Source organism: Dietzia sp. IBK-p2-16D, assembly GCF_057773085.1.
The window spans coordinates 216,415-239,705 of sequence record NZ_JBYMTL010000002.1 but is presented as its reverse complement, the minus strand read 5'-3'; the positions used below and the strand labels follow the sequence as shown (position 1 = coordinate 239,705).

Below are 23,291 nucleotides of genomic sequence, written 5' to 3'. Positions count from 1 at the left end.
TCGCGCGCGCTCAGTTCCGCGCCGCCAGCACCGCGTTCCTCGCGTCGAGCGCGGTGTCGCTGTCCAGCGCGAGTTCCGCGAGCCGCCTGCACTGTTCGAGCGTGACCCCCGCCAGGGCGGCCCCGACGAACGGCAGTGCCGCGGTGGCCACGGACAGTGAGCCGACCCCGAGTCCCAGCAGGACGCACGCCAGGTTCGGGTCGGCCGCCGCCTCACCGCACACCCCGACCGGGATCGCGCGGCCGTCCGGCGCCCGGCCCGCGGCGTCGGCCACCGCGCGGATGAGACGCAGCACGGCCGGCTGCCACGGATCGGTGAGCGAGGCCAGGTCGGAGGACATCCGGTCGGCCGCCATGACGTACTGCGTGAGGTCGTTGGTGCCGATCGACAGGAAGTCCACGTGCGGGAGGAACCTGTCGACGGCGACCGCGACCGAGGGCACCTCGACCATGATCCCGGGCGTCAGTCCGCGCCGGCGGCACCGGTCGGCGAAGTCGCGGGCCTCGTCGACGGTCGCGACCATGGGTGCCATCACCCACGGGGAGGACTGCGCCCCGCCCACCCGGCGGCCCGCCGCGGCGAGCGCATCGAGCTGCCGGTCGAGCAGCCCGCGGTCGATGAGGTCCACGCGGATTCCGCGGACCCCCAGTGCGGGGTTGTCCTCCTCCGTCATGCCCGCGAACGCCAGCGGCTTGTCCGAACCCGCGTCCAGGGTCCTGGTGACGACCCGGGTGTCGGGGAAGGCACCGAGCACCCGGGCGTAGAGGTCGACCTGCTCGTCGTGGGTCGGTTCGCTGGCCCGGTCGAGGAACGCGAGCTCGGTGCGGAACAGCCCGATCCCGCCGGCCGGGCCCGACGCCGCGTCCTCCGCGCCCGCGCCGTCCTGGACGTTGGCCAGCAACCGGATCGGGTGCCCGTCGGCGAGGACCGCGGGGCCGCTCCAGTCCGCGGCGACGGCCCGCGTGCGCCGGTCGGCCTCGGCGGCGGCCCGGGCGGAGCCCTCCTCGGGCTCGACGGTGACCGTTCCCGCGGCCGCGTCCACCAGGACCTGCGTCCCGTCCGCGACCGCGGCGAGTCCCCCGGCCGCGACCATGCACGGGATGCCGAGCTGCCGGGCGATGATCGCCGTGTGCGAGGTGGGGCCGCCGTGCTCACACACGATCGCGAGCACCATGGCGGGGTCGAGTCCGGCGGTGTCCGCGGGGGCGAGGTCGTCCGCCATGAGGACGCCCGGCTCGTCGAGGTCGGGGATGCCCGGCTCGGGCAGACCGCGCAGCTCGGCCACCACACGGGCGCAGATGTCGCGCAGGTCGGTGATGCGTTCGGCCTGCCGGCCGCCGACCCGCGCGAACATCGCGGCGAAGGTCTCCGTGGCCGCCACGGTCGCGGCCTCGACCGCCGCGCCCTTCCTCAGCTCCTTCACCACCGCCTTGGCCCACCCGCGGTCCCGGGCGAGGACGGCGTTGGCGGACAGGACCTCGGCGCTGACGCCGGTGGCCAGGGCGGCTCGCTGGTCGAGGCGCCCGGCGACGGTGCGGGCCGCCGCGACGAAGCGTTCGCGGCCCGCCTCGACCTGCTGCTCGTCCGGCGGCACCGCACCCGCGTCCGCCGCGTCGCCCGCGGGGCCGGCCGCGGCACCGGGAGTTGGTGCGTCCGGCCGGATGACCCATCGGGCGGGTCCGTAGGCCAGTCCGGCGACCACGCCGGTGCCGCGGATGACCGCCCCGGCCTTCGACTGCTGCGTCATGGGAACTCCTAGCGGACCGGACACCCGCGTCCGGCCCAGTGGTGGGTTATGTGACGAGAATAACTAAATCGGCTTGACTTTCCAACCGTATCGGGCAGAATCCAACACAATCAGTCACTCAAACGAAGGTCGGTCCCCACATGTACGGCAGCGAGCGACGGCGGCACATCACCGAGGCACTGGCCGCCTCCGGGCGCGTCACCGTCGCCGATCTCGCCGCCGACCTCGACGTGAGCGCCGAGACGATCCGCCGCGACCTGTCGCTACTGGAATCGGAGGGCCAGCTCGAGCGCACCCACGGCGGGGCGGTGCCCGCGGTACCGGGCGGCCGCGTGGAGCGGACACTCGCCGCGCGGCGATCGGAGAACGTGGCCGCCAAGTCCGCGATCGGTCGGGCGGCGCTGCGTCTCCTACCCGCCGCGGGCGGCTCGGTCCTCCTCGACGCGGGCTCCACCACCGCGACCCTCGCGGAGTCGCTCCCCGCCGACCACGGCCTCACTCTGGTCACCAACTCGATCCCCATCGCGGACGGTCTGCACCGCGCGGCCACGGACGACCTCCACGTGCTCGGCGGATCGGTCCGGGGCCTCACCGGGGCGTGCGTGGGCCCGTCGGTGTTGCGGGCGTTGGACGCGATCAGGGTCGACGTGGCCTTCGTGGGCACCAACGGCCTCCACCCCGAACGCGGCCTCACCACCCAGGACCCGGACGAGGCGGCGGTCAAGAACGCCATGTGCCGGGCGGCCCGCAGGGTGGTCGCACTCGCGGACTCGAGCAAGGTCGGCCACGAGTTCCTGGTGTCGTTCGCCCCCCTGGACCGGATCGACATCCTGGTCACAGATGCTCCCCCACCGGCCGCACTGGCCGCCGCCTTGGACACCCACGGAATCGAGGTCGTGCTCCCATGATCGTCACGCTCACCATGAACCCGTCGGTGGACCGCACCGCGCAGCTGCCCGCACCGCTCGCCGTGGGCGGGGTCAACCGCATCGCGGCCGTCGACGACTCCCCCGGGGGCAAGGGCGTCAACGTCGCGCGGGTCCTCACCGCCGGAGGGGTCCGGACACAGGCGGTGTTCCCGGCCCCGGCCGCCGACCCGTTCGTGGCGATGTGTGCCGGGACCGGCATCACGACGACCGTGGTCCCCGCGGACGGCGCCGTGCGGATCAACCTCACCCTCGCCGATCCCGACGGCGCCACGACGAAGATCAACGCCCCGGGTCCCGAGCTGGACACCGCCGCCCTGGACCGCGCGCGCTCCGCGGTCGCGGCCCTCGCGCGGGAGGCACGGTGGGTGGTGCTGTGCGGTTCCCTGCCGCGTGGCGTGCCGGACGACTTCTACGCCGACCTGGTCGGTGCACTCCGCCCGGCGGGCGCGCGCCTCGCCGTCGACACCTCCGACGCGCCGCTGGAGGCACTCGCCGCGCGACTCCCGGACGCGGCCCCCGACCTGGTCAAACCCAACGGCGAGGAACTCGGGCAGCTGGCCGGTGTCGACGGCACCGAGCTGGAGCGGCGCGCCGCCGACGGCGACACGACCCCCGTGGTGGAGGCCGCCAGGGCGTTGCGCGACCGGGGCGTGGGCGCAGCCCTGGTCACCCTCGGCGGGGCCGGTGCGGTCCTGGTCGACGACGGCGAGGCGTGGTTCGCGAACACCCCTGCCGTGCAGGTCAGGTCCACGGTGGGGGCCGGTGATTCCGCGCTCGCGGGATATCTGCTCGCCGAGGCCCGCGGCCTCCCGCCGCGGGACCGGCTCGTGTGGGCGGTCTGTCACGGGAGTGTGGCCGCCTCCCTGCCCGGCACCGGGCTGCCGCTCGGGCTCGACCCGTCCACGTTCCGCGCCACGGTGCGCAGGCTCGACTGATGTACCCCGCCGGCGCCGCACCCATCCGATCCACACCCGACCCGTCTGAATCAGCACCCCTCACAGGACACGGAGTACGACCATGAACCAGCCGATCATCGAGACCGCCGCCGTGCGGCTCGACGCCGATCTGGGCGGCACCAAGCAGGAGGTGATCATGGCCCTGGCCCGGACCCTGGTCGATGCCGGCCGGGCCGACGATCACGACGCGCTCGTGCGCGACCTGATGGCCCGGGAGGACAAGGCGGCCACCGGCATGAAGGGCGGGATCGCCATCCCGCACTGCAAGTCCGAGGCGGTGTCCGCGCCGAGCCTGGCCTTCGCGCGGCTCGACCCGCCCGTGGACTTCGGGGCCAAGGACGGCCCCGCCGACCTCGTCCTCATGATCGGCGCGCCCGCCGGCGGCGGGAAAGAGCACCTGAAGCTGCTGGCCACGCTCGCGCGCAATCTCGTGCGGTCCGAGTTCGTGGACTCCCTCCGGTCCGCGGCCACCCCCGACGAGGCGGTCGCGGTCATCGAGGGGGTGCTCACGGCGGAGCCGAAGACCTCGGCGGCTTCGTCGTCGCCGTCGTCGTCGTCACCCGGGTCCCCCGCGGCTGCGTCCTCGGCGGCGGCACCGGCCCGCGTGGTCGCGGTGACCGCCTGCCCCACCGGCATCGCCCACACCTACATGGCCGCCGACTCGCTCGCGCAGGCAGCGGAGGCGCGCGGCGTGGAGCTGCACGTGGAGACCCAGGGCTCGGCCGGCGCCACCCCTCTCGACCCGGCGGTGATCGAGGCCGCCGACGCGGTCGTGTTCGCCACCGACGTCGGGGTGCGCGACCGCGGCCGGTTCGCCGGCAAACCCGTCGTCGAGTACGGGGTGAAGAAGGCGATCGACGCGCCCGACCAGGTCCTCGACGAGGCGCTGGCCGCGGCCCGTGACCCGCAGGCCCGCCGTGTGTCGGCCGAGGCCGGGTCCGGCTCGGGATCGTCGGGGTCGGCGTCGTCCGGCTCGGACGAGCACTGGGCCCGGGGCCTCCAGCGGGCGGTCATGACCGGGGTGTCCTACATGATCCCGTTCGTCGCAGCCGGCGGCCTGCTGCTCGCGCTCGGATTCCTGTTCGCGGGCTACGACGTGGCGTTCGTGTGGGAGGAGCTGGCCACCGGCTACTCGCTCACCGAGCTGCCCGGGGAGGTGTGGTACCTCGACGGCGAGATCGTCTCGGCCGGAACCGCCGGTGCAGAGGCCCTCACCCACGCGGGCCTGCGCCTCTACATCGGTGCAGTGCTGTTCGCGATCGGCCAGTCGGCGATGGGCTTCATGATCGCCGTGCTGTCGGGGTACATCGCCTACGGGCTCGCCGACCGTCCCGGCATCGCGCCCGGCTTCGTCGGTGGCGCGCTGTCGGCCACCCTCGGCGCCGGGTTCATCGGCGCGCTCGTCACCGGCATCCTCGCCGGCTACCTCGTGCGCTGGATGACCACCTGGAAGACGCCGCGTTGGCTCGCCGGGCTCATGCCCGTGGTGCTCATCCCTCTGATCGGGTCGCTCGCGATCGGTCTGCTGATGTTCCTGTTGCTCGGCCGTCCCCTGGCCGCGTTGACCGAGTCCATGGAGTCCTGGCTGAGCGGCATGACCGGGTCCTCGGTGATCCTGCTGGGCGTGATCCTGGGTCTGATGATGTGCTTCGACCTGGGCGGGCCCGTCAACAAGGCGGCATACACGTTCGCCACCGCCGGACTGGTCGCCGACAACCCCGCGACGCTGCGGATCATGGCCGCGGTGATGGCCGCCGGCATGGTCCCGCCGTTGGCGATGGGCCTGGCGACGGTCGTGCGCAAGCGGCTGTTCAGCCCGGTCGAGCAGGAGAACGGCCGCGCCGCGTTCCTGCTGGGCGCGAGCTTCATCTCCGAGGGCGCCATCCCGTTCGCCGCCGCCGACCCGCTGCGCGTGATCCCGTCGATGATGGCCGGCGGCGCCGTGACCGGTGCGCTGATCATGGCGTTCTCCGTGGAGTCGTACGCGCCCCACGGCGGCCTGTTCGTGGTGTTCGCCATCAACCCGGTCTGGGGCTACCTCCTGGCGATCCTCGCCGGGACCCTGGTGGCGTGCGCGGCCGTGGTGGCCGCCAAGACGGCCCGCCGCGACCCCACCCCGACCCCGGTCGCCGCGGCCCAGCCGGTCGCGGCCTGAGGCCGGAGCCTGCACGATGGCGGGAACGTCCCGTCATCGGAACGCCGCACCACCGCGTAGGAGAAGGAGACACCATGCCCAGCACCACCGTCACCGTCGGATCCGCCGAGGGCCTGCACGCCCGCCCGGCGGGGATCATCGCCGAGGCCGCCGAGAAGTACGAGACGGACATCGAGATCGCCTACGGCGAGGAGGAGGCCGACGCCGCCTCCGCCATGCTCATCATGGCCCTCGGGGCCGAGAAGGGCGCCCAGGTCACGGTGAGCGGTGAGAACGCCGACGCGGTGGCCGAGATCGCCGCCCTCATCGAGCAGGACCTCGACGCGGAGTGACCGTCCTCGTCGTCGGATCCGGCGGGTACCTGGGCTCGCGGTTGGTCCCCGCCCTGCTCGCACGCGGCCACCGCGTGCGAGCAGGGGTGTCCGATCCGCGTCGGGCGGTGGAGCACGCCTGGTCGGACCGGGTCGAGACGGTGCACTCCGACGTTCTCGACCCGTCCTGCCTCGCGGACGCCCTCGACGGGGTCGACGACGTGGTGTACCTGGTCCACCGCATGGGCGCCGGCCCCGATTTCCGGCGGGAGGACGCGGCGGGTGCCGTCGCGATGCGCCAGGCGATGGCGGCCGCGGGCACACGGCGGTGCTCCTACGTCTCCGGGCTGGCCCCCTCTGGCGGCGATCGACCCGCGTTGTCCCGGCACATGGCGTCCCGGCTCGAGGTGGAGTCGCTGCTGTCCGCCGGGCCCACTCCCGTGTTCACCCTGCGGGCCGGGGTGATCCTCGGTGCCGGCTCGGCGAGCTTCGAGGTCCTGCGCACGCTGTGCGAACTGCTCCCCGTCCAGCCGGTGCCGCGGTGGATGCGCAATCGTAGGGTCGAACCCGTCGCCGAACGCGACGTGGTGGAGGCCCTGTGCCGGTCCCTGGACGGCGAGCCCCGCACCGGCCACGCGGACCTCGGCTGCGGCGAGGCCCTGACCTACCCCGCCCTGCTCGCCCGCTACTCCCGCCTCGCCGGACTGGCCACGGTGCGGGTGCCGGTGCCCGGGGTGCCGTGGGACCTCGTCGCCGCGGGACTCTCGCCCCTGGTGGAACAGGAAGGCGCCACGGTCGGCGCACTGATCGAGAGCCTGCAACACGACATGGTGGTCGGCGAACCGGCCACGGGGGTGTTCCCCGAGGGCTGGGTGATGACGGGGGTCGACGAGGCCATCCGTCTCGCGCTCGACGGGGGCCCCGGTCACGGCCCCGGCGGTGGGCCCTGACGGGGTTTTCCCCGCGCATCGGCTGCCGGACCGGCTATCATTGACACATGTCAACCGGTGCGGGGCGGCGCTGCCGTGCCCCGGCACCGACTCCACGAACAGAAACCATGAGGTCGAGCCCGCGATGACGCCTTCCGTCGCCCCCGGTCGTGAGCCGCTGTTCCGCCCCCTCGCGGTCCGCTCCCTCGCGCTGTCCAACCGCCTCGTCATGTCCCCCATGACCCGCATGGGCTGCCCAGGCGGCCTGCCCGACGAGGTCAACCGCGACTACTACGCCGCCCGCGCGGCCGGCGGGACCGGGCTCGTCGTCACCGAGGGGATCGGCGTGGACCACCCGACCTCGGTCGACCACTCGGGGATCCCCCGCCTGGACACGCCGGAATCCGTGGCGGCCTGGCGCGTGGTCACCGATGCCGTCCACGCCGCCGGCGGGCGGATCATCGCCCAGCTGTGGCACGTCGGTCCGCTCTGGGGCGCCAACGCCCGCTTCGACCGCGATCACCGCGACCGGCTGATGGAGATGCACCCCATGCGCCCGTCCGGCCGATGGGGCACGCCGGGCGTCACCACGTACTCCGAGCGCAGCGTCGCCCGGTGGTCGCCCGAGGTCGCACCCATGACCGACGGCGACATCACCGAGGTGATCGACGCGTTCGCCCGCTCCGCCCGACTGGCGATCGACGCCGGGTTCGACGGCGTGACGCTGCACGGCGGCCACGGCTACCTGCTCGACGCGTTCGTCTGGGCCGACACCAACCGCCGCACCGACGACTGGGGCGGTGACCTGGCCGCGCGCAGCCGTTTCCCCGCAGCCGTGGTCGCGGCGGTCCGTGGGGCGATCGGCCCCGAGGCGCCGCTGTTCTACCGGTTCTCGCAGCACACACAGCAGGACTACACCGTCCGCAAGGCGGCCACTCCCGATGAACTGGGCGTCTACCTGGGTGCGCTCACCGAGGCGGGCGCCGACCTGTTCGACGCCTCGACCAGGCGGTTCAGCGACCCGGCCTTCCCCGACCTGGGAGGCGACGACGGCGAGGTGACCCTGGCCGGGTGGGCCCGCAGGCTCACCGGCAAGCCGAGCGGCGCGGTGGGCGGGGTGGGGATCGGGACGTCCCTGCGCGAGCAGAAGTCGGGCACGCCCGCGATCGCAGCAGACAACATCGACGCGGTCGTGGAGTGCCTGGAGCGCGGCGAGTTCGACCTCATCTCCGTGGGCCGACTCCACCTGGCCGACCCCGCGATCGCCCGGGTCCTGCGCGGCGCCGGGCCGCTGCCGGAGTTCGTCCGCGAGGTCCACGAGATGCCGTTGCGCGCGCCCGCCTGACCCGGCGTGCGGGTTTCCGGCGGCGAGAAACGAACCCTGGCCGGCCCGTTGAATCGGGACTAGCCTTCGGCCATGACCGTCACCGATGAACTGCTCGAGGCCGCCAGGGCCTACCAGGCCGGGTTCGACAAGGGCGATCTGCCCATGCCCCCCGGCCGCAAGATCGCCGTGGTCGCCTGCATGGACGCCCGCCTCAACCCCTACGGCCTGCTGGGCCTGACCGAGGGCGACGCCCACGTCATCCGCAACGCCGGCGGGGTCGTCACCGACGACGTCCTGCGCTCGCTGACGATCAGCCAACGCCTCCTCGGCACCGAGGAGATCGTCCTGATCCACCACACGGACTGCGGGATGCTCACCTTCCGCGACGACGACTTCAAGGACCGGGTCCAGGCCGACACCGGACTGCGGCCCCGCTGGGCCCCGGAGTCGTTCCCCGAGCCGGAGGCGGACGTGCGCCAGTCCATCGCCCGGGTCGAGTCCGACCCGTTCCTGCTCCACGCCACCGCCGTCCGCGGCTTCGTCTACGACGTCGGCACCGGCGAACTGCGCGAGGTCGCCCGCGACTGACACCCGGACACGCGATCCCGGGAGACGCTCGAGGGATCCGCCCCGGCCGAGTCACGTCAACAGGGTCCGCGAGCTCCCTTCCCGGCAGGTGGCGATCGGCCTACGCTGAAAGTTCCTTCACTCAGCGCCGGGCCACCCCGGCGATCCCGATCGGAGCTCACGCCGTGTCCGCACCCAGTCACACTGCCGAGAACACTCGTTCCGTGAACCCGTTCCGCGTCGCCCTGCTGATCGGAGGCCTCATCGCCGTCGGGTTCGGCATCGCCGTCCTCGTCTGGCCCGTCAAGACCGCCCTCGCCGTGACCGGCGTGCTCGCCGTGTACGCGATCCTCGCCGGTCTCGTCTACATCGCCGTCGCCGTCGTCGCCACATGGCAGAGCACCGGAAGCCGCATCGGTCACGGGTTGCTGGGCCTGCTGTTCATTCTCGCCGGGGCGTACGCGTTCGCCTCCCTCCAAGAATCCGCGGTCTTTCTCGCACTGTTCGTCACGATCATGATCGGCGTCATGTGGATCGTGGAGGGCTTCACGGCGCTGTTCACCCTCGGTGAGACGGGATCGACCGCCGTGACGGTCCTGTTCGCGATCATCTCGGTCCTCGCCGGCTTCGCCCTGCTCAGCACCCCGGTGTGGGGCGCGGGATTCCTCTGGTGGCTCTTCGCGATCTCGCTGCTCGTGCTCGGGATCCTCAACGTGGTGCGTGCGTTCCCGCTGAGGAGTTGACCCCGTGGGCCGGCGTCGCGCAACCGTCCCGGGAGGGCGGGCCTGCGACTGCGTTGGGGAACTGCGGCCACGACCGGCCTGCTGCCGACCGACGTCCTCGGCGGCCTCTCCTGATCGGTCCGGACAACGCAGAAGGCCCCGGGACCACATCGGTCCCGGGGCCTTCCCTCGCGAGGGCTGGTCCTCAGGAGGTCCGGACGCCGGCCTGCGTCTCGCCCGCAGACGATGCTCCGGGGCCGGTCTCGTCCGAGTACAGGGAGGTCTTGCTGGTCTCCGGCGCCAAGACCAGCGAGATGATGGTGAGCACGCTGAGCCCGACCAGGTAGTAGCCGACGTAGGCGACCGAGTAGTTCTGCACCAGCCACACCGCGACGAACGGGGTGAGCGCCGCACCCAGGATCGCGGAGAAGTTGTACGCCACCCCCGAGCCCGTGTAGCGGGTGTTGGTGGGGAACAGCTCGGGCAGCACGGCGGACATCGGCCCGAAGGTCAGGCCCATGAGCATCATGCCCACGCACAGGAACAGCAGCATGCGGGTCACGTCGAGGTCGTCGCCCGTCCCCATCGCCTCCGGCTCGAGCCACCACCCGAAGCTCAGACCGAACAGGATGATCGCGGCGGTGACGCCGATGAGCATCCGGCGGCGTCCGAGCAGGTCGGCCAGCCAGCCGGCGATCGGGACGAACGCGGCGAACAGCAGGATCGCGATCACCTGGATGATGAGGAACGACTGGTACCCGTAGCCGAGCCCGCCGGCGTCCGCGTCACCGATCGCGAACGACAGGATCCACGTGGTCATCAGGTAGAACAGGCCGTAGGTGGCCAGCATGATGAACGTGCCGAGGATGATCTCCCACCAGTTCTTGCGGAACACCTCCGAGACCGGGGTCTTGACCCGCTCGTTGTTGACGATCGCGCGGGCGAAGACCGGGGTCTCCTCGATGCGCAGCCGCACGTAGAGGCCGACACCGACCATGACGATCGACAACAGGAACGGCAGGCGCCAACCCCACACCAGGAACGGGTCGTCCAGATCGGCCGCGGTGGAGTCGTACGAGAACCAGATCGTCAGCAGCAGGAAGATGCCGTTGGCCAGGATGAAGCCGAACGGTGCGCCGAGCTGCGGCCACATCGCCGCGAACGCCCGCTTGCCCGGTTGCGCCGTCTCGGACGCCAGGAGCGCGGCGCCCGACCACTCGCCACCGAGGCCGATGCCCTGGAAGAAGCGCAGGATCGTCAGCATCGCCGGTGCCCACAGGCCGATCTGGTGGATCGTCGGCAGCAGGCCGATGAGGAATGTGGCGATACCCATGGTCAGCAGCGCGCCGACCAGCGTGACCTTGCGACCCAGGCGGTCCCCGTAGTGGCCGAAGACGATGGACCCGAGCGGCCGCGCGATGAACGCCGTGCCGAACGTGGCCATCGAGGCCAGCAGAGCGGTTCCGGAGTCACCGCCCGCGAAGAACAGCAGCGGGAAGACCGATACCGCGGCCGTGGCGAAGATGTAGAAGTCGTAGAACTCGATCGTGGTACCGATGAGCGAGGCGAGGATGATCCGTCGCCGGGGCACCGGCTCGGCCGAGATCGTCTCGGTGACCGCGGTACCCGTCCCGTGGGGTTCGGTGGACCCGTCCGGCGTTGCCATGTTCCTCCTAGGGCGTCAGGCGGAGAGTGCCGACGACCGTCGACCGCGACAAGGCTAGGCGGTCAAGTGATGTCGGTCACCCTGCCCGGTGATGGTTGTGCAGGTGGCACAGATCAGCCCATCGATTTTCGCGACGGCTGCGCACGGTGTCCAATCGCAGTCCCCGCCCTCGATGCTCGTGGGGGTGAGGGCGGGTGAGGTGGTGACCCGGCTCAGCGCCTCCGGTAGTGCGAATAGGCGGTTCCGTTCTCGAAGACGCGGTGATCGACGAGCTCCAGATCCAGCGTCGCGTCCGGGGGCAGGGCACGGAGCCCGCCGCCCACCACCCGGGGGACGACGAACAACTTGAAGTCGGAGACCACCCCGGCCCGGATCGCCTCCGCCGCCGTGGTGGGCCCGAAGATCTCGACCTCGCCCGGGGCTTCGTCGACGATGCGGCGCAGCGTGTCCAGGCCGAGTCGAGGGACCAGGCGATCGCGCTCGGACACGAGATTCTCGACGGTCAGCGTCGAGGAGACCACTGTCCGCGGGATCGATTTCCACCGTCGCGCGAACTCGTGCTCGTCAGGACTCCACGAATCGTCCTCGGGCGGGGCCTGCCAGTACTCCATCAGCTGGTAGGTGCGCCGCCCGAGCACCTCGTGGACCACCGGCTCGAGGCGTTCCACGTGGAACCGGAACACCTCCCCGCTCGGGGCGGACCAGTTGAAGTCTCCGTCTGCGTCCGCGGCGTAACCGTCGACGGAGACGGTCGCGGTGAATGTCAGCGTGCCCATGTCCGCCCTCCGGAACTCGTCAGCGTTGAGGGAGAGCGTAGTGCCGTCAGCGGTCTCTAGGCTGAGCGTTTCCCGCGCTTCCCGATTCCGCCCGCGGCGATGGCCTGCCGCAGGCGGGTGAGGTCGTCGAAGTGCTCCGGTCGCGAACCGAAACGCCGGCTGCTCTCACTGCCCCGCCCCGCGATGACCACCACGTCGTCCGCTTCCGCGGCGGCCACGGCGAGTGCGAGGGCCCGGTCCCTGTCCGGTTCCTCGACGACCTCGGCGGAACCCGCGTCCCGGGCGCCCGCGAGAACCTCGGCGCGCAGGGTGGCGGGATCCTCGTCCTCCGGGCTCTCGTCGGTGACGATCACCAGGTCGGCGAAGGTCGCCGCCGTGCGGCCGAGGGGGCGCCGCTTCGTCCGGTCCCTGCCGCCGGTCGCCCCGACCACCAGGATCAGCCGCCCGCCGGTCAGCGACCGCAGGTACGGCAACAGCGCGCGTTGGCCGGGCTCGTTGTGCATGTAGTCGACGATCGCGGTGAACGGTTGTCCGGCGTCGACGAGCTCACAGCGCCCCGGGACGCGGCGCAGCGCGGAGATACCGTCCGCCGCGGCGGCCGGCTCGATGCCGTCGGCGAGGAGAGCGGTCAGCGCGACGAGCGCGTTGGACACCTGGTGCGGGCCCAGGACGCGGAGTCGGACGACCACCGCGCCGAAGGGTGTGTGCGCGGTGAAACGGGAACCGGTCCGGTCACTGGTGGCCCCGCTCGCATGGACGTCGGCCGGCGTATCGGTGACGGAGCACGTCCACGTCACGGGTTCCGACTCCGCGGCCAGCCTGCGACCGTAGGCGTCATCGACGCAGACCACGGCGGTATCGGTGTGTTCCGCGGTGAACAGTGACGCCTTGACGCGGTAGTAGTCCTCTATCCCGTGGTGATAGTCGAGGTGGTCGTGTCCGAGGTTGGTGAACGCCATCGTCCGGAACCGGAGCCCCTCGATCCGACCCTGGTCGATCGCGTGCGAGGACACCTCCATCGAGCACGCCGTGGCGCCGCCGTCGACGAATCGGCCGAGGGTGCGGTGCAGGATCGGCGCCTCGGGCGTCGTGCGGACGGGCCGCAGATCCACGCCCGGGCCCCGGATCGCGACGCCGGAGATCAGCCCCGTGGTCTCGCCTGCCGCGGCGAGGCCCGCCTCGAGGAAGTGCGACGTGCTGGTCTTGCCGTTGGTCCCCGTCACACCGAAGACGCGGAGTCGGGCGGAGGGGCACCCGTGGAACCAGGAGGACAGCGGGCCGCTCACCGCCCGCGGGTCGTCGACGACCAGGGTCGGCAGCACGGACGACGGCCGGTCGCTGATCACGACCACGGCGCCCGCGGCCGCAGCCTGACTGTCGAAATCCAGGCCGTGGTGGCGCAGGCCCCCGACGGCGAGGTAGGCGTGACCGGGCGCGACAGTGCGGGAGTCGTCCGTGATGTCGAGGACGACGGCGTCGCCGACCGAGGGATCGCCGACCAGTGGCGCGCCGAGGTGACGCGCGAGGTCCCCGACCGTGAGCGAGGACCGCGTCCGCACCGTGTGGCACCCCGGATCCGTGAGCGACGGGATGTCGCCCGGTGTTCTGCCCACCCGCTCTCCTTCCGCGTGGAGTCGTCGGCTGCCACGGTCCCACCCCGGGCAGCCCCCCGCGACCGGTGAGAACGCGGGCAGCACGAGGTGGAGGAGTGGCGGCCGGCCTCGACCGGGACCGGTGGGCCGGAGCGTCAGCCGCCGGACGCGCGCTCGGCGTCGCGCCGGTCTCGCTCCTGCGCCTCGGCGATGGCCTGACGCGCATAGACCCACCGGGCGGTGGAGTTCAGGTGCGAGCGGTGGTCACCGATGTGCATTCCCCAGGACAGCAGGGTGATGACGCGGTTCCTGAATCCGATGAGGAAGGCCAGGTGCACCACCAGCCACAGGACCCAGGCGACGAAGCCGTGGAACTCGAACGGCCCGATCTTGGCGACCGCGCTGTAGCGCGAGACCGTGGCCATCGACCCCTTGTCGAAGTACTTGAACGGCGGGCGCTCGGCCGGGGACCGTCCCCCCTCGACCTCGCGGACGATCTGCTTGGCGACGTACTTGCCGCCCTGGATGGCGACGGGGGAGACGCCCGGCAGGTTGTCGAGACTGATCATGTCGCCGATCACGAAGATCTCCGGGTGCCCGGGTAGCGAGAGGTCCTTGTTCACGAGGACCCGGCCGGCCCGGTCCACCTCGGCGCTGGTCTGGTCGGCGAGCATCCTGCCCAGTGGGCTCGCCTGGACGCCGGCCGACCAGATCTTGCAGGTCGTGTCGATCCGACGCAGGGATCCGTCCGGGTCCTTGACCTCGATCCCGCTGTAGTCCACGTCCGTCACCATGGCGTTGAGCTGGATCTCCACACCCAACTCCTCCAGCCGCCTGCGGGCGGCGTTACCGAGTCTGGCGCCGAAGGGCGGGAGGACGGCCGGGGCGGCGTCGACGAGGATGATGCGGGCCCGGGCCGGGTCGATCCGCCGGAAACTGTCCTTCAGGGTCCGCTGTGCGAGTTCAGCGATCTGTCCGGCCATCTCCACGCCGGTGGGGCCGGCGCCCACCACGACGAAGGTGAGGAGGCGACGACGTTCCGCCTCGTCCTCCGTCACCTCGGCCTGCTCGAAGCAGCCCATGATCCGGCTCCGCAGCTCCAGCGCGTCGTCGATGGACTTCATGCCGGGTGCCCAGCGTTCGAAGTGGTCGTTGCCGAAGTAGGACTGGTTGGCTCCGGCGGCGACGATGAGACTGTCGTACTCGAGCTCGAAGTCCACGTGACCGGCGGTGGCGTGGATGGTCCGGGTGGCCACATCGATCCGGTCGACGTCACCGAGGGCGACGGTGGCGTTCTTCTGGTCCCGGAGGACCAGCCGCGTGGACGGCGCGATCTCGCCGACGGACAGGATGCCGGTGGCCACCTGGTACAACAGCGGCTGGAAGAGGTGGTGACCGGTCCTGGCGACCAGGGTTACGTCCACGTCCGCCTTCTCGAGCGCGCGCGCTGCGGCCAGCCCGCCGAATCCGGACCCGATGATGACCACGCGGTGGCGCCCACCCCCCGGTGCGTGGGCACCCGTCACCTGCTGAGAGTTCACGGCCATAGCGCCTCCTCGACCCGTAGCTGTCCGGGTTCCGATCCCGGTGGGACTCACCTCAGCCAAGCCTAGACCGGACGACCCGGCCGGGGTCCCGAGCAGCAGAACCGTCCCGAGCCCGGCGCATCCCCCGTGACATCGGATCAGCTCCAACGGGACTCACCGCGGTGCGGACGGACCGGCTTCAGACCCATTCCGCGAGCGCGGGGGCGTACCGGCGGAGCAGGCGGGTAACCAGCACCAGGACCATCACGAGGATCCCGACCCACAGCACGGTCAGGCTCCAGCCCGCGAGGACGTCGCTGGGGAAGTGGACCCCCAGGTAGACGCGGGACGCGCCGACCGCGGCGACGTACACCACCGCCACCGCGAGCGCGGCCCACCGGAAGCGGGTACCCCAGGCCAGGACGACGAGAGGGGCAGCGATCGACATCGACCCCATCGCGTGCCCGCTGGGGAACGAGAAGGTGTTCTCCGCCGACATGTGCTCCCAGAAATCCGGGCGTGTCCGCTCGAACGCCGCCTTGAAGGCGACGTTGAGTCTGGACGAGCCGTATACGGCGGCCAACACGAGGAATGCGCCACCGAACCTGCGCAGGACACACAGCAGCAGGGCGATCACGACGGAGGCCACCAGCACGACGTGACCACCGATATAGCTCGCGGTCTCCGCCGCGGCCGTGAGCCAGGGTGTCGTCGCCCCGTGCACCCACATCATCACGGGCTGGTCCACCGCCACGCTCCCGTCGGAGGCGGCCAGTGCCAGCCCGACGAAGACCCCCAGGAGAACCAGGAGCACCGCGGCGCCCGCCGCCGGCGCTCGCCATGCGGACACCCCGGGGACGCGCCGGGCATTGCCGTCGTCGAGGCTCATCGCCCCAGCGTAGGGACCAACGATGAGAAAATCAGGAAAAACTTCTATCGGGCGACGTGGTCGTGACCGCTCCATCGACCAGATGGACCCCCGCGTCGCACCGGGCCGCCATCGCGGCGTCGTGCGTCACGAGCATCAGCGCCACGCCGAGCTCACGCGCGGTGTCGAGCAGGAGGTCCATGACGACCCGCCCGGACTCGGAATCGAGCGCACTCGTGGGTTCGTCGGCGAGCAGGAGTGACGGTCCGCTCATCAGCGCGCGCGCCACGGCCACCCTCTGCCGCTGCCCGCCGGACAGCGCCCCGACCGACCGGCCGGCGGCATCGCTCAGACCGACCATGTCCAGCAGGTCGTCGGCCCGATCGCGCGCGCGGCGCCGTCGGGCCCGCGACGGCCGCGCCCCCAGCCACGCCATGGCCTCGAGTTGTTCCCGCGCCGTGAGGGACTCGATGAGGTTGGCCTGCTGGAACACGATGCCGATCTCGCGTCGGCGCAGTTCGGCCCCTCGGCGCGCGTCCACCGCGGCGAGATCCACCGCCCCGTCCCGGGTCTCCAGCCACACCCGCCCGGCGTCCGGCCTGACGAGTGTCGCGGCGACGGCGAGCAGGCTCGACTTCCCCGACCCCGAGGGGCCGGTCACCGCGAGGCTGCGGCCCCGCCCGATCGCGAGTGAGACGTCGTCGACGGCGGTGACCCGGCCGTGGCCGTCGGGGAAGGTCAGGACGACGTTCTCCAGCCTCAGTGCGGTCCGGACGGGCGCGGTGGTCGCGGAGGTCGACGACGACGACGACGTGGTGGTGCTGCAGGTGTGGGACTCGGAGCAGTTCATCGGGCCGCCCCCAGGGCGGAGTTGGGGTCGGCGGTCAGCACGGGCCGCAACGAGACGGCGGCACCCGCGAGGCCGAGGACGGCGAGCAGTGCGGCCGGCACGAGGGTCGTCGCGGCCGAGACGACGAACGGCACGGTGCCACCCACGGCCAGGCCGAACAGTGCGGCGATCCCGACCCCGCCCGCGACGCCCACGGCCAAGACGACGGCGGCCTGGCCGACCGAGTCGCGGACGACCGCGGCGGTGGACGCCCCGAGCGCCTTGAGCACGGCGACGTCACGTCGGCGCTGCATCCCCCAGACGGCGAAGAACGCGCCCACGACCAGTGCGGTGACGGCGAGGAGCATGGTGGTCATCGTGCTCAGCGAGGTGTTCTCGGCCCGATGTGAGGGCAGTGCCGCGACGAGTCCGTCGGGGTCGACCAGCGTGAGTGCGGCGTCGCCGGCGACGGCGTCCCGGACGGCGTCCGCCGCCACGGCCATGGTGGTGGCGTCCCCGCCGCGCGGAGCGAGTGCGTGCCAGGTGTCGAGGTCGGTGACGACGACGGGGGTGTGTGAATGCCAGAGATCACCGGCGTGTCCGGCGACCGCCAACGCGCTGCTTCCGAGGTGGATCACGCCGACGTCGGAGCCCACCTCGTCGTCGACACCGTCGGAGACCAGGACCTCCCCCGGCGCCGGTGGCGCCACCGATCCCACGGGGCCGGCCAGTCCCACGGCGACGACGGACACCCCGGTCTCGGTGCCGTCGTCCAGCGTCGTCCTCGCGATACCCAGCGGCACGGCCGCAGGGTCCTCCGCGCCGATGGCGGCCACCTGGCCGGCGGTGAGTGCGGCGCGGTCGAGGTCGACGGCGCCGGAGTCGTCGGCGGGGAGGACGAAGCCCGAGCCGTCCGTGCCGAGCGCCCTGAGCGCGGACACGCTCTGGTGTGCCAACCCGGCGGTCAGGCCGAGCAGGCCCGCCACCAGGACGGACAGCATCAGCACGACGCCCGTGATGAGGGCGAATCGCCACCGCGCGGTGCGGAGTTCGCGGAGTGCGAAGAACATGGGGTCCCTTTCGTGGGGTCTGCCAGTCGTGAGGGTCCAGCTAGCGTGGAGGACTGACTCTCGTGGAGGTCTGCCTCCAGGCTCGTCCCGCGGACGCCGGACCGGATCGGCCACGAGGGTGGTCCCGCGGGGACGAACGGTGGGGCCGGCCTCCACCGTTCGATGGATGCCGAGGTCTACAGCGACGACTAGCGTCGACCGGGTGACCTCCGCGCCCGCGCCCGCCGCCGCCGCGCCCGCCGCCGAGCTCCCACCCGAGTCGGCGGGGGTCCGGGTGGTGTTCGCGCAGCTCCAGGTGGCACTGCACACGTTGGTGGCCGCACTGCTGGCCCTCACGCTGGTCAGCGCGCATCGGGACACCTCCGGCATGCCCGATCCGCTGGCGGTCGGCGCCGCGGTGGGGTTCGCGGCCGCGTACGTCGCGGGGACCGTGTGGGCGCGCCGTCGCCCGACGACCGCCGCCGTCCGGGTCGGTTGGCTGGTCGCGGTCCTGGCGTTGTGGGCGTGCCTGGTGGTCCGGGTTCCCGAGGCCGCCTACCTGGCATTTCCTCTGTTCTTCCTGGTCCAGTTCCTGCTCGGCGTGTGGGCGGGCACCGCGGCGGTGGCGGCGCTGGCCGCCGTGGCGGTCGTCGCCCTGGGCCTGCATAACGGGTTCACTCCCGCCGGGGTCATCGGCCCGACGGTGGGAGCGCTCGTGGCCCTCGGCCTGGGCGCCGGTGTGCGGGCCCTGCACCGCGAGTCCCAGGCCCGGCGGGAGGTGATCGCCGAGCTCGTGGCCACCCGCTCGGCGCTCGCCGCGCGGGAACGGGAGGTGGGCCGCGAGGCCGAGCGCGCGCGACTGGCCGGGGAGATCCACGACACCGTCGCGCAGGGGCTCGCGAGCATCGGGATGCTGCTGCACGCGGCCGAGCGCACCGCGCCCTCGAGCCCCGCCGTCGACCAGATCCGCCTGGCCCGCGAGGTGGCGGGTGAGAACCTCACCGAGACCCGCCGTCTCATCGCCGCCATACGGCCCGCGCCGCTCGACGGCGTGTCGCTGGCGGGGGCGCTGGGCCGTGTCGCCGCCAGGTGCCGGGCCGAGAATCCCGGGCTCGACGTGTCCGTCACGACCGAGCACGCGAGCGATCACGCCGACAATCACGTCGGCGAGCACGCCACCGACCATGCCACCGAGCACGCCCCCGAGCCGCCGGCGGAGCTCGCCGCGGTACTCGTCCGGGTGGCGCAGGAGGCCCTGACGAACGCGGTGCGGCACGGTGCGCCGCAGCGGATCACGCTGACCCTGTCCGGCTCCCCCACCACCGTGGCCCTGGAGATCGCCGACGACGGCCGCGGCTTCGACATCGCCGCCCCGCGCACCGCCGCCTCATTCGGGCTCGACGGCATGGCGCGGCGGGTGGGCAACCTGGGCGGGCGGTTCGAGGTCGAGTCCGAGCCGGGGTCGGGCACGGTGGTCCGCGCCGTACTGCCGGTGCGGGAGACGGCGCCGGGGACCCGCTCGGGGGACGAGAGATGACGACGACGAGGACGCGTGTCCTGATCGCGGACGATCACGCGGTGGTGCGAACCGGGCTCCGTGCGCTGCTCGCCGCCGATCCCGAGATCGAGGTGATCGCCGAGGCGTCAGCGGCCGATGCTGCCGTGGAACGGTGCAGGATCGGAGATGTGGACGTGGTGCTGATGGACCTGCGGTTCGCGGGGGATGCCACCGCCGGTGTGCTGGCCACCGCAGCGATCCGAGGGTTCGCCGACCCTCCTCAGGTGTTGGTGCTGACCAGCCACGACACGGACGCGGACATCCTCGGCGCCATCGAGGCCGGGGCCTGCGGCTATCTGCTCAAGGACGCCGGCCCCGACGAGCTGCTGGGCGCGGTGCGCGCCGCCGCCGCCGGCGAGAGCGCCCTGTCCCCCACCGTCGCCGCGAGGCTGATCAGCCGGATGCGCGACCCGCGGCCGGTGCTGACCGAGCGGGAGTCGGAGGTCCTGCGGGCCGTCGCCACCGGGGCGACCAACCGGCAGGCCGCCGCGTCACTGCACGTGTCGGAGGCGACGGTCAAGACGCACCTCGTCCACGTCTTCGACAAGCTCGGCGTCACCTCGCGGACCGCGGCGGTGGCGCGGGCACGTGAGCTCGGGGTGCTGTGACGCCGGGTTTCCGGGAGTTCGTGTCGCTGTGAGTTCGTCGACGCGGTCACCCGAGCGGTCGCCTCATCACGATCCGTGGAAGGCCCGACGACACCGACGAGGTATCGGCCACCTTGACGAAGCCTGCTGACTCGAACAGGGTGCGGAAGCCGACGAAGGCCATGGTCAGGTCGACCTTCTCCGCACCGTTGTCGACGGGCACCGCCTCGACCGCGGGGGCTCCGTTCTCGCGGGCGAAGTCGACCGCCCCCGAGACGAGGGCGTGGGCGATCCCCCTGCCGCGGTATCCGGGGCGGACCCGGATGCAGAAGATCGACCACACCGGCACCGAGTCGACCGTCGGCACCACCCGGGATCGCGCTACGGGCAGCTCGCGTCGCGGGGCGACCCCAACCCACCCGACGGGCTCGTCGCCCAGATAGGCGAGTACGCCCGGTGCGATGTCCCTCCCACACAGGTCGCGGACGAGGTCGCCGCGAGCACGACCGACAAGCGACCTGTTGGTCTTCGCGTCCAGTCGGTGACTCAGGCACCAACAGACAGAGGCATCCGGGTTCTTCTTCGGCCCCAGGAGGACTGCGACGTCGTCGAACCGGTCGGCTGGGCGCACCTCGATCATCGTCGTGCCCCCTCCTGGTCGGTCCGGAGCTCTCCGGGGAAACCGGTCGGCCGCGTGACCGGGGGCTCGGCCCAGATCTCCGCGAGGACCTCCCAGTGGTCCTCATCCATCATGCTCGCCGGGATGACCGACACCGCGTGCGCCCCGGCCGCCGCGACCGCCCTCAGGCCGGCACTCAGGTCCCGCGGCGACACGACGGCAGCTCCCCGACTCCACAATCCGGTCGACATCACTGTTCGGTCCCCGAAACGACGGCGAAGGGATGCGACGAGGACGGCGCCGTAGCTCGGATCCCGATTGCCCAGTGCAAAGTAGTTCCAGACCGCGATGCGGTCCACGGAGCCGAGCAGCAGACCGTAGTCGTGACCGGAGTCCGGCCTGTCGCCGTCGGGGTCCTCCCAGTTGACGCGGACGTCCATCTCCACCGGGACATCGAACTCGGCGACCCGCTCAGAGACCCGGCGCATCACTCGAGCCAGGGACTCGGCGCGCCAGCGGTGTATGGCCGGGTGGTGGACGTCGATCTCCTCGTTCTCGCGCGTGGGGAACCCCGGCCGGCCCGTGTGCTCGGTGAAGTGGGACAGGTCCTCGGTACCGAAGGTGGCATCGTCGAACATGAGCTCCGTCAGACTGATCCTCTCCGGCCGGTACCGGCGGGCCACCTCGCGGCAGATATCCACGAGGTGAGCGCCGAAGTAGCCACCGTCGAGGGCGGAGACCGCCAGGAAGTCCGTCGAGGACTCCCCATCGATCGTCCGGCCGGCGATGGCCGGATCCCGCTCGATCGCCCGGGGAGCCAGGGCATCGACCACCAGGGTGATGGCGAGTCCGTCGAGTCCCGCCAGCGCCTCCCGGACGAAATCACGTCCGGTCCTGGCCACGACGGAGGATTCCCACTCGGGGGCCGCGCTGAACGGAAAGGCCAGCCAGTCCCCGCGACCCACCGAGATCGTGGCGCCGGTGGCGTTCACCTCCTCCAGGCGGGTACGAACCGAGTGCCAATCGGCACGCTCGTCAGCGACGTCCTCGAATCCGAACGCCACGGTTCGTTCCCGCGGGACGGGCATGGCGCCCCGCTGAACTCCCCGCTGACCTCCGTCAGTGCCCATGCCCAACGTCCTACTCGCCGGGCCCGGAACGGTCAATGCCGCATGGCGCGATCACCCGACCGGAGCGCTACCTCGAGACCGGCCGAGCTCAGAGCCACTTGTTCCGCTTGAACACACCAAACAACCCCAGACCCATCATCAGCATCAATAGCAATGCGAAGGGGTACCCGAGCTCCCAGCCGAGTTCGGGCATCTTCTGGAAGTTCATTCCATAGACGGTGCCCACCAGGGTCGGCGCGAACAGGATCGCCGCCCACGACGAGATCCGCTTGACCTCTTCACTCTGCGCGAGGCTGGATTCCGTCAGTCGTCTCATCTCGTCATTCTGCCGCTGGCCGACCAGGGTCGCCTGCACCGTCAGAGCATTGTTCAGCAGCGCCCGGAAACCACTGATGCGGTCGCTGATGCGGATCGCATGGTCGTCCACATCGCGAAGTCGCCTCTGCAGCTCCTCATCCATGGAGTACTTCTCCGCCCCCAGCTGTAGCGCTTCGAGCATCCCGACCAGCGGTTGGACCGCACGTTGGAACTCGATCACTTCCCTGGAGAGCGCATAGATCCGACGCGACACATCCGCGTGGCCTGAGAAGATCTCATCCTCGATTTCGTCGATGTCGTTCTCAAGACCTGCCACCACCGGGAAATACTGGTCTACGACCTCGTCGAGAATTCCGTACAGCACCGCCTGAGGTCCGAGCCCCAAGAGCTCGGGATCGCCTTCCATCCGTCGTCGCACCCGGCGCAGATCCGGGGATTCGGCCTGCCGAATAGTCACCACGAAATCCGGTCCAACGAAGATGTGCACCTCACCGAACTCGACCGTCTCGTCCGCGTCGATGTATCGGGCCGGGCGCAACACCACGAACAGGACGTCGCCGTAGCGCTCGAGCTTGGCTCGTTGGTGACCGCGCAGCGCATCCTCGACCGCCAACTCGTGCAAGCCGAACTCTTCGGACACGGCTTTGATCTCGTCAGGATCGGCCCTGTACATACCGATCCAGGCCATCCCGGCACGTTGCCGCATCAACTCGAAGGTCTCATCGAGGCTCGATGGGTCCGCGGTACGACGACCGTCCTTATATACCGCGTTGTCTACCGTCGTCATCCGTGCCCACTCTTTCGTCCCGGCGTCGACGCACCCCGATGGCAGCCATGATGTCGGTTCTCACACGGCCTGTCAGTACGCTCTTGGTTCACCTGCACTTTGTCACCTAGCTGTCACTTCGCGATTGTCACCAGTTTGGCAGAATCCTCGCGACTGACAGTCTCTGACAAGACCCGCAACTACTCGGCGGGTCTGCAGCTTCTTCCGCCCGTGCGCAGACCACCCGCTTGCCCACCAGAAAGTTAGTATTTGAAGCGTCGAGCGCGACGAGCACTGGGATGAATTTCCCAAGCTGCGTAAGCGCTGCTTTGAGTTGGTGGACCTCCGACTAATGCTGGGTCGT

General features: G+C 71.4%; 21 protein-coding genes. 10 read left to right on the top strand and 11 right to left on the bottom strand.

Translation table 11 applies throughout. The features are described 5' to 3' along the window. Positions 1 to 10 precede the first annotated feature (10 nt). Positions 11 to 1,747 (bottom strand): phosphoenolpyruvate--protein phosphotransferase, encoded by a 1,737-nt coding sequence (locus AC3DE3_RS05435; RefSeq protein ID WP_488369255.1) that lies wholly within the window; start codon positions 1,745 to 1,747, stop codon positions 11 to 13. Between the two features lie 140 nt (positions 1,748 to 1,887). Between AC3DE3_RS05435 and AC3DE3_RS05430 the strand changes: the two genes are divergently transcribed. The 8 genes from AC3DE3_RS05430 to AC3DE3_RS05395 all read left to right on the top strand — a co-directional run bounded on the left by AC3DE3_RS05430 (position 1,888) and on the right by AC3DE3_RS05395 (position 9,664). Then, complete coding sequence (locus AC3DE3_RS05430; RefSeq protein WP_488369254.1) at positions 1,888 to 2,655, top strand: DeoR/GlpR family DNA-binding transcription regulator; 768 nt, start codon at positions 1,888 to 1,890, stop codon at positions 2,653 to 2,655. Further along, positions 2,652 to 3,611: a 1-phosphofructokinase family hexose kinase gene (locus AC3DE3_RS05425; protein ID WP_488369253.1), complete on the top strand. Its 960-nt coding sequence runs from the start codon at positions 2,652 to 2,654 to the stop codon at positions 3,609 to 3,611. Before AC3DE3_RS05430 ends, AC3DE3_RS05425 begins: the two co-directional genes overlap by 4 nt. An 82-nt stretch (positions 3,612 to 3,693) precedes the next feature. After that, complete coding sequence (locus tag AC3DE3_RS05420; RefSeq protein WP_488369252.1) at positions 3,694 to 5,787, top strand: PTS fructose transporter subunit IIABC; 2,094 nt, start codon at positions 3,694 to 3,696, stop codon at positions 5,785 to 5,787. A gap of 74 nt (positions 5,788 to 5,861) precedes the next feature. Continuing rightward, positions 5,862 to 6,119, top strand: a complete 258-nt coding sequence (locus tag AC3DE3_RS05415; protein ID WP_488369251.1) for an HPr family phosphocarrier protein — start codon at positions 5,862 to 5,864, stop codon at positions 6,117 to 6,119. Then, a complete protein-coding gene (locus AC3DE3_RS05410) occupies positions 6,116 to 7,048 on the top strand; it encodes an NAD(P)H-binding protein (protein ID WP_488369250.1) in 933 nt (310 codons plus the stop codon). The genes AC3DE3_RS05415 and AC3DE3_RS05410 overlap by 4 nt, the downstream gene beginning before the upstream one ends. 124 nt (positions 7,049 to 7,172) lie before the next feature. Next, complete coding sequence (locus tag AC3DE3_RS05405; protein ID WP_260486020.1) at positions 7,173 to 8,372, top strand: oxidoreductase; 1,200 nt, start codon at positions 7,173 to 7,175, stop codon at positions 8,370 to 8,372. 72 nt (positions 8,373 to 8,444) lie between these two features. Then, entirely contained in the window at positions 8,445 to 8,942 is a 498-nt protein-coding gene (locus tag AC3DE3_RS05400) for a beta-class carbonic anhydrase (protein ID WP_260486021.1), read from the top strand. Positions 8,943 to 9,145: 203 nt separating this feature from the next. Continuing rightward, positions 9,146 to 9,664, top strand: coding sequence for an HdeD family acid-resistance protein (locus AC3DE3_RS05395; RefSeq protein ID WP_260486022.1), 519 nt, complete (start codon positions 9,146 to 9,148; stop codon positions 9,662 to 9,664). 184 nt (positions 9,665 to 9,848) lie between these two features. Here AC3DE3_RS05395 and AC3DE3_RS05390 read toward each other — a convergent pair whose 3' ends face one another. The 7 genes from AC3DE3_RS05390 to AC3DE3_RS05360 form a co-directional block, all read right to left on the bottom strand. Then, complete coding sequence (locus tag AC3DE3_RS05390; RefSeq protein ID WP_260486023.1) at positions 9,849 to 11,309, bottom strand: MFS transporter; 1,461 nt, start codon at positions 11,307 to 11,309, stop codon at positions 9,849 to 9,851. Between the two features lie 212 nt (positions 11,310 to 11,521). Beyond that, a complete protein-coding gene (locus tag AC3DE3_RS05385) occupies positions 11,522 to 12,085 on the bottom strand; it encodes a dihydrofolate reductase family protein (protein ID WP_260486024.1) in 564 nt (187 codons plus the stop codon). Positions 12,086 to 12,141: 56 nt separating this feature from the next. Continuing rightward, on the bottom strand, positions 12,142 to 13,698 hold the full coding sequence (locus AC3DE3_RS05380) for a Mur ligase family protein (RefSeq protein ID WP_488369247.1): 1,557 nt from the start codon (positions 13,696 to 13,698) through the stop codon (positions 12,142 to 12,144). 134 nt (positions 13,699 to 13,832) lie between these two features. Further along, positions 13,833 to 15,224, bottom strand: coding sequence for an NAD(P)/FAD-dependent oxidoreductase (locus tag AC3DE3_RS05375; RefSeq protein WP_260486027.1), 1,392 nt, complete (start codon positions 15,222 to 15,224; stop codon positions 13,833 to 13,835). A 178-nt stretch (positions 15,225 to 15,402) separates the two neighbouring features. Then, the gene (locus tag AC3DE3_RS05370; RefSeq protein WP_488369246.1) at positions 15,403 to 16,092 is read right to left on the bottom strand and encodes a phosphatase PAP2 family protein; all 690 of its coding nucleotides are present in this window, start codon (positions 16,090 to 16,092) and stop codon (positions 15,403 to 15,405) included. Between the two features lie 31 nt (positions 16,093 to 16,123). After that, entirely contained in the window at positions 16,124 to 16,921 is a 798-nt protein-coding gene (locus tag AC3DE3_RS05365) for an ABC transporter ATP-binding protein (RefSeq protein WP_488369245.1), read from the bottom strand. Next, positions 16,918 to 17,970, bottom strand: a complete 1,053-nt coding sequence (locus AC3DE3_RS05360) for an FtsX-like permease family protein (protein ID WP_488369244.1) — start codon at positions 17,968 to 17,970, stop codon at positions 16,918 to 16,920. Before AC3DE3_RS05360 ends, AC3DE3_RS05365 begins: the two co-directional genes overlap by 4 nt. A 202-nt stretch (positions 17,971 to 18,172) precedes the next feature. Here AC3DE3_RS05360 and AC3DE3_RS05355 point away from each other — a divergent pair, with 202 nt between their 5' ends. Then, positions 18,173 to 19,486, top strand: coding sequence for a sensor histidine kinase (locus AC3DE3_RS05355; protein WP_488369243.1), 1,314 nt, complete (start codon positions 18,173 to 18,175; stop codon positions 19,484 to 19,486). Next, positions 19,483 to 20,115, top strand: a complete 633-nt coding sequence (locus AC3DE3_RS05350) for a response regulator (protein ID WP_488369242.1) — start codon at positions 19,483 to 19,485, stop codon at positions 20,113 to 20,115. Before AC3DE3_RS05355 ends, AC3DE3_RS05350 begins: the two co-directional genes overlap by 4 nt. Before the next feature lie 46 nt (positions 20,116 to 20,161). Here the strand turns inward: AC3DE3_RS05350 and AC3DE3_RS05345 are convergent, their stop codons facing one another. From AC3DE3_RS05345 to AC3DE3_RS05335, 3 genes are all read right to left on the bottom strand, one after another. Further along, positions 20,162 to 20,734, bottom strand: a complete 573-nt coding sequence (locus AC3DE3_RS05345) for a GNAT family N-acetyltransferase (RefSeq protein ID WP_488369241.1) — start codon at positions 20,732 to 20,734, stop codon at positions 20,162 to 20,164. Then, on the bottom strand, positions 20,731 to 21,843 hold the full coding sequence (locus AC3DE3_RS05340) for a hypothetical protein (RefSeq protein ID WP_488369240.1): 1,113 nt from the start codon (positions 21,841 to 21,843) through the stop codon (positions 20,731 to 20,733). The genes AC3DE3_RS05345 and AC3DE3_RS05340 overlap by 4 nt, the downstream gene beginning before the upstream one ends. A gap of 88 nt (positions 21,844 to 21,931) precedes the next feature. Then, positions 21,932 to 22,948 carry a magnesium and cobalt transport protein CorA gene (locus AC3DE3_RS05335; RefSeq protein WP_488369239.1) on the bottom strand — a complete coding sequence of 339 codons (1,017 nt, stop codon included), beginning with the start codon at positions 22,946 to 22,948 and terminating at the stop codon, positions 21,932 to 21,934. Between the last annotated feature and the right edge of the window lie 343 nt (positions 22,949 to 23,291).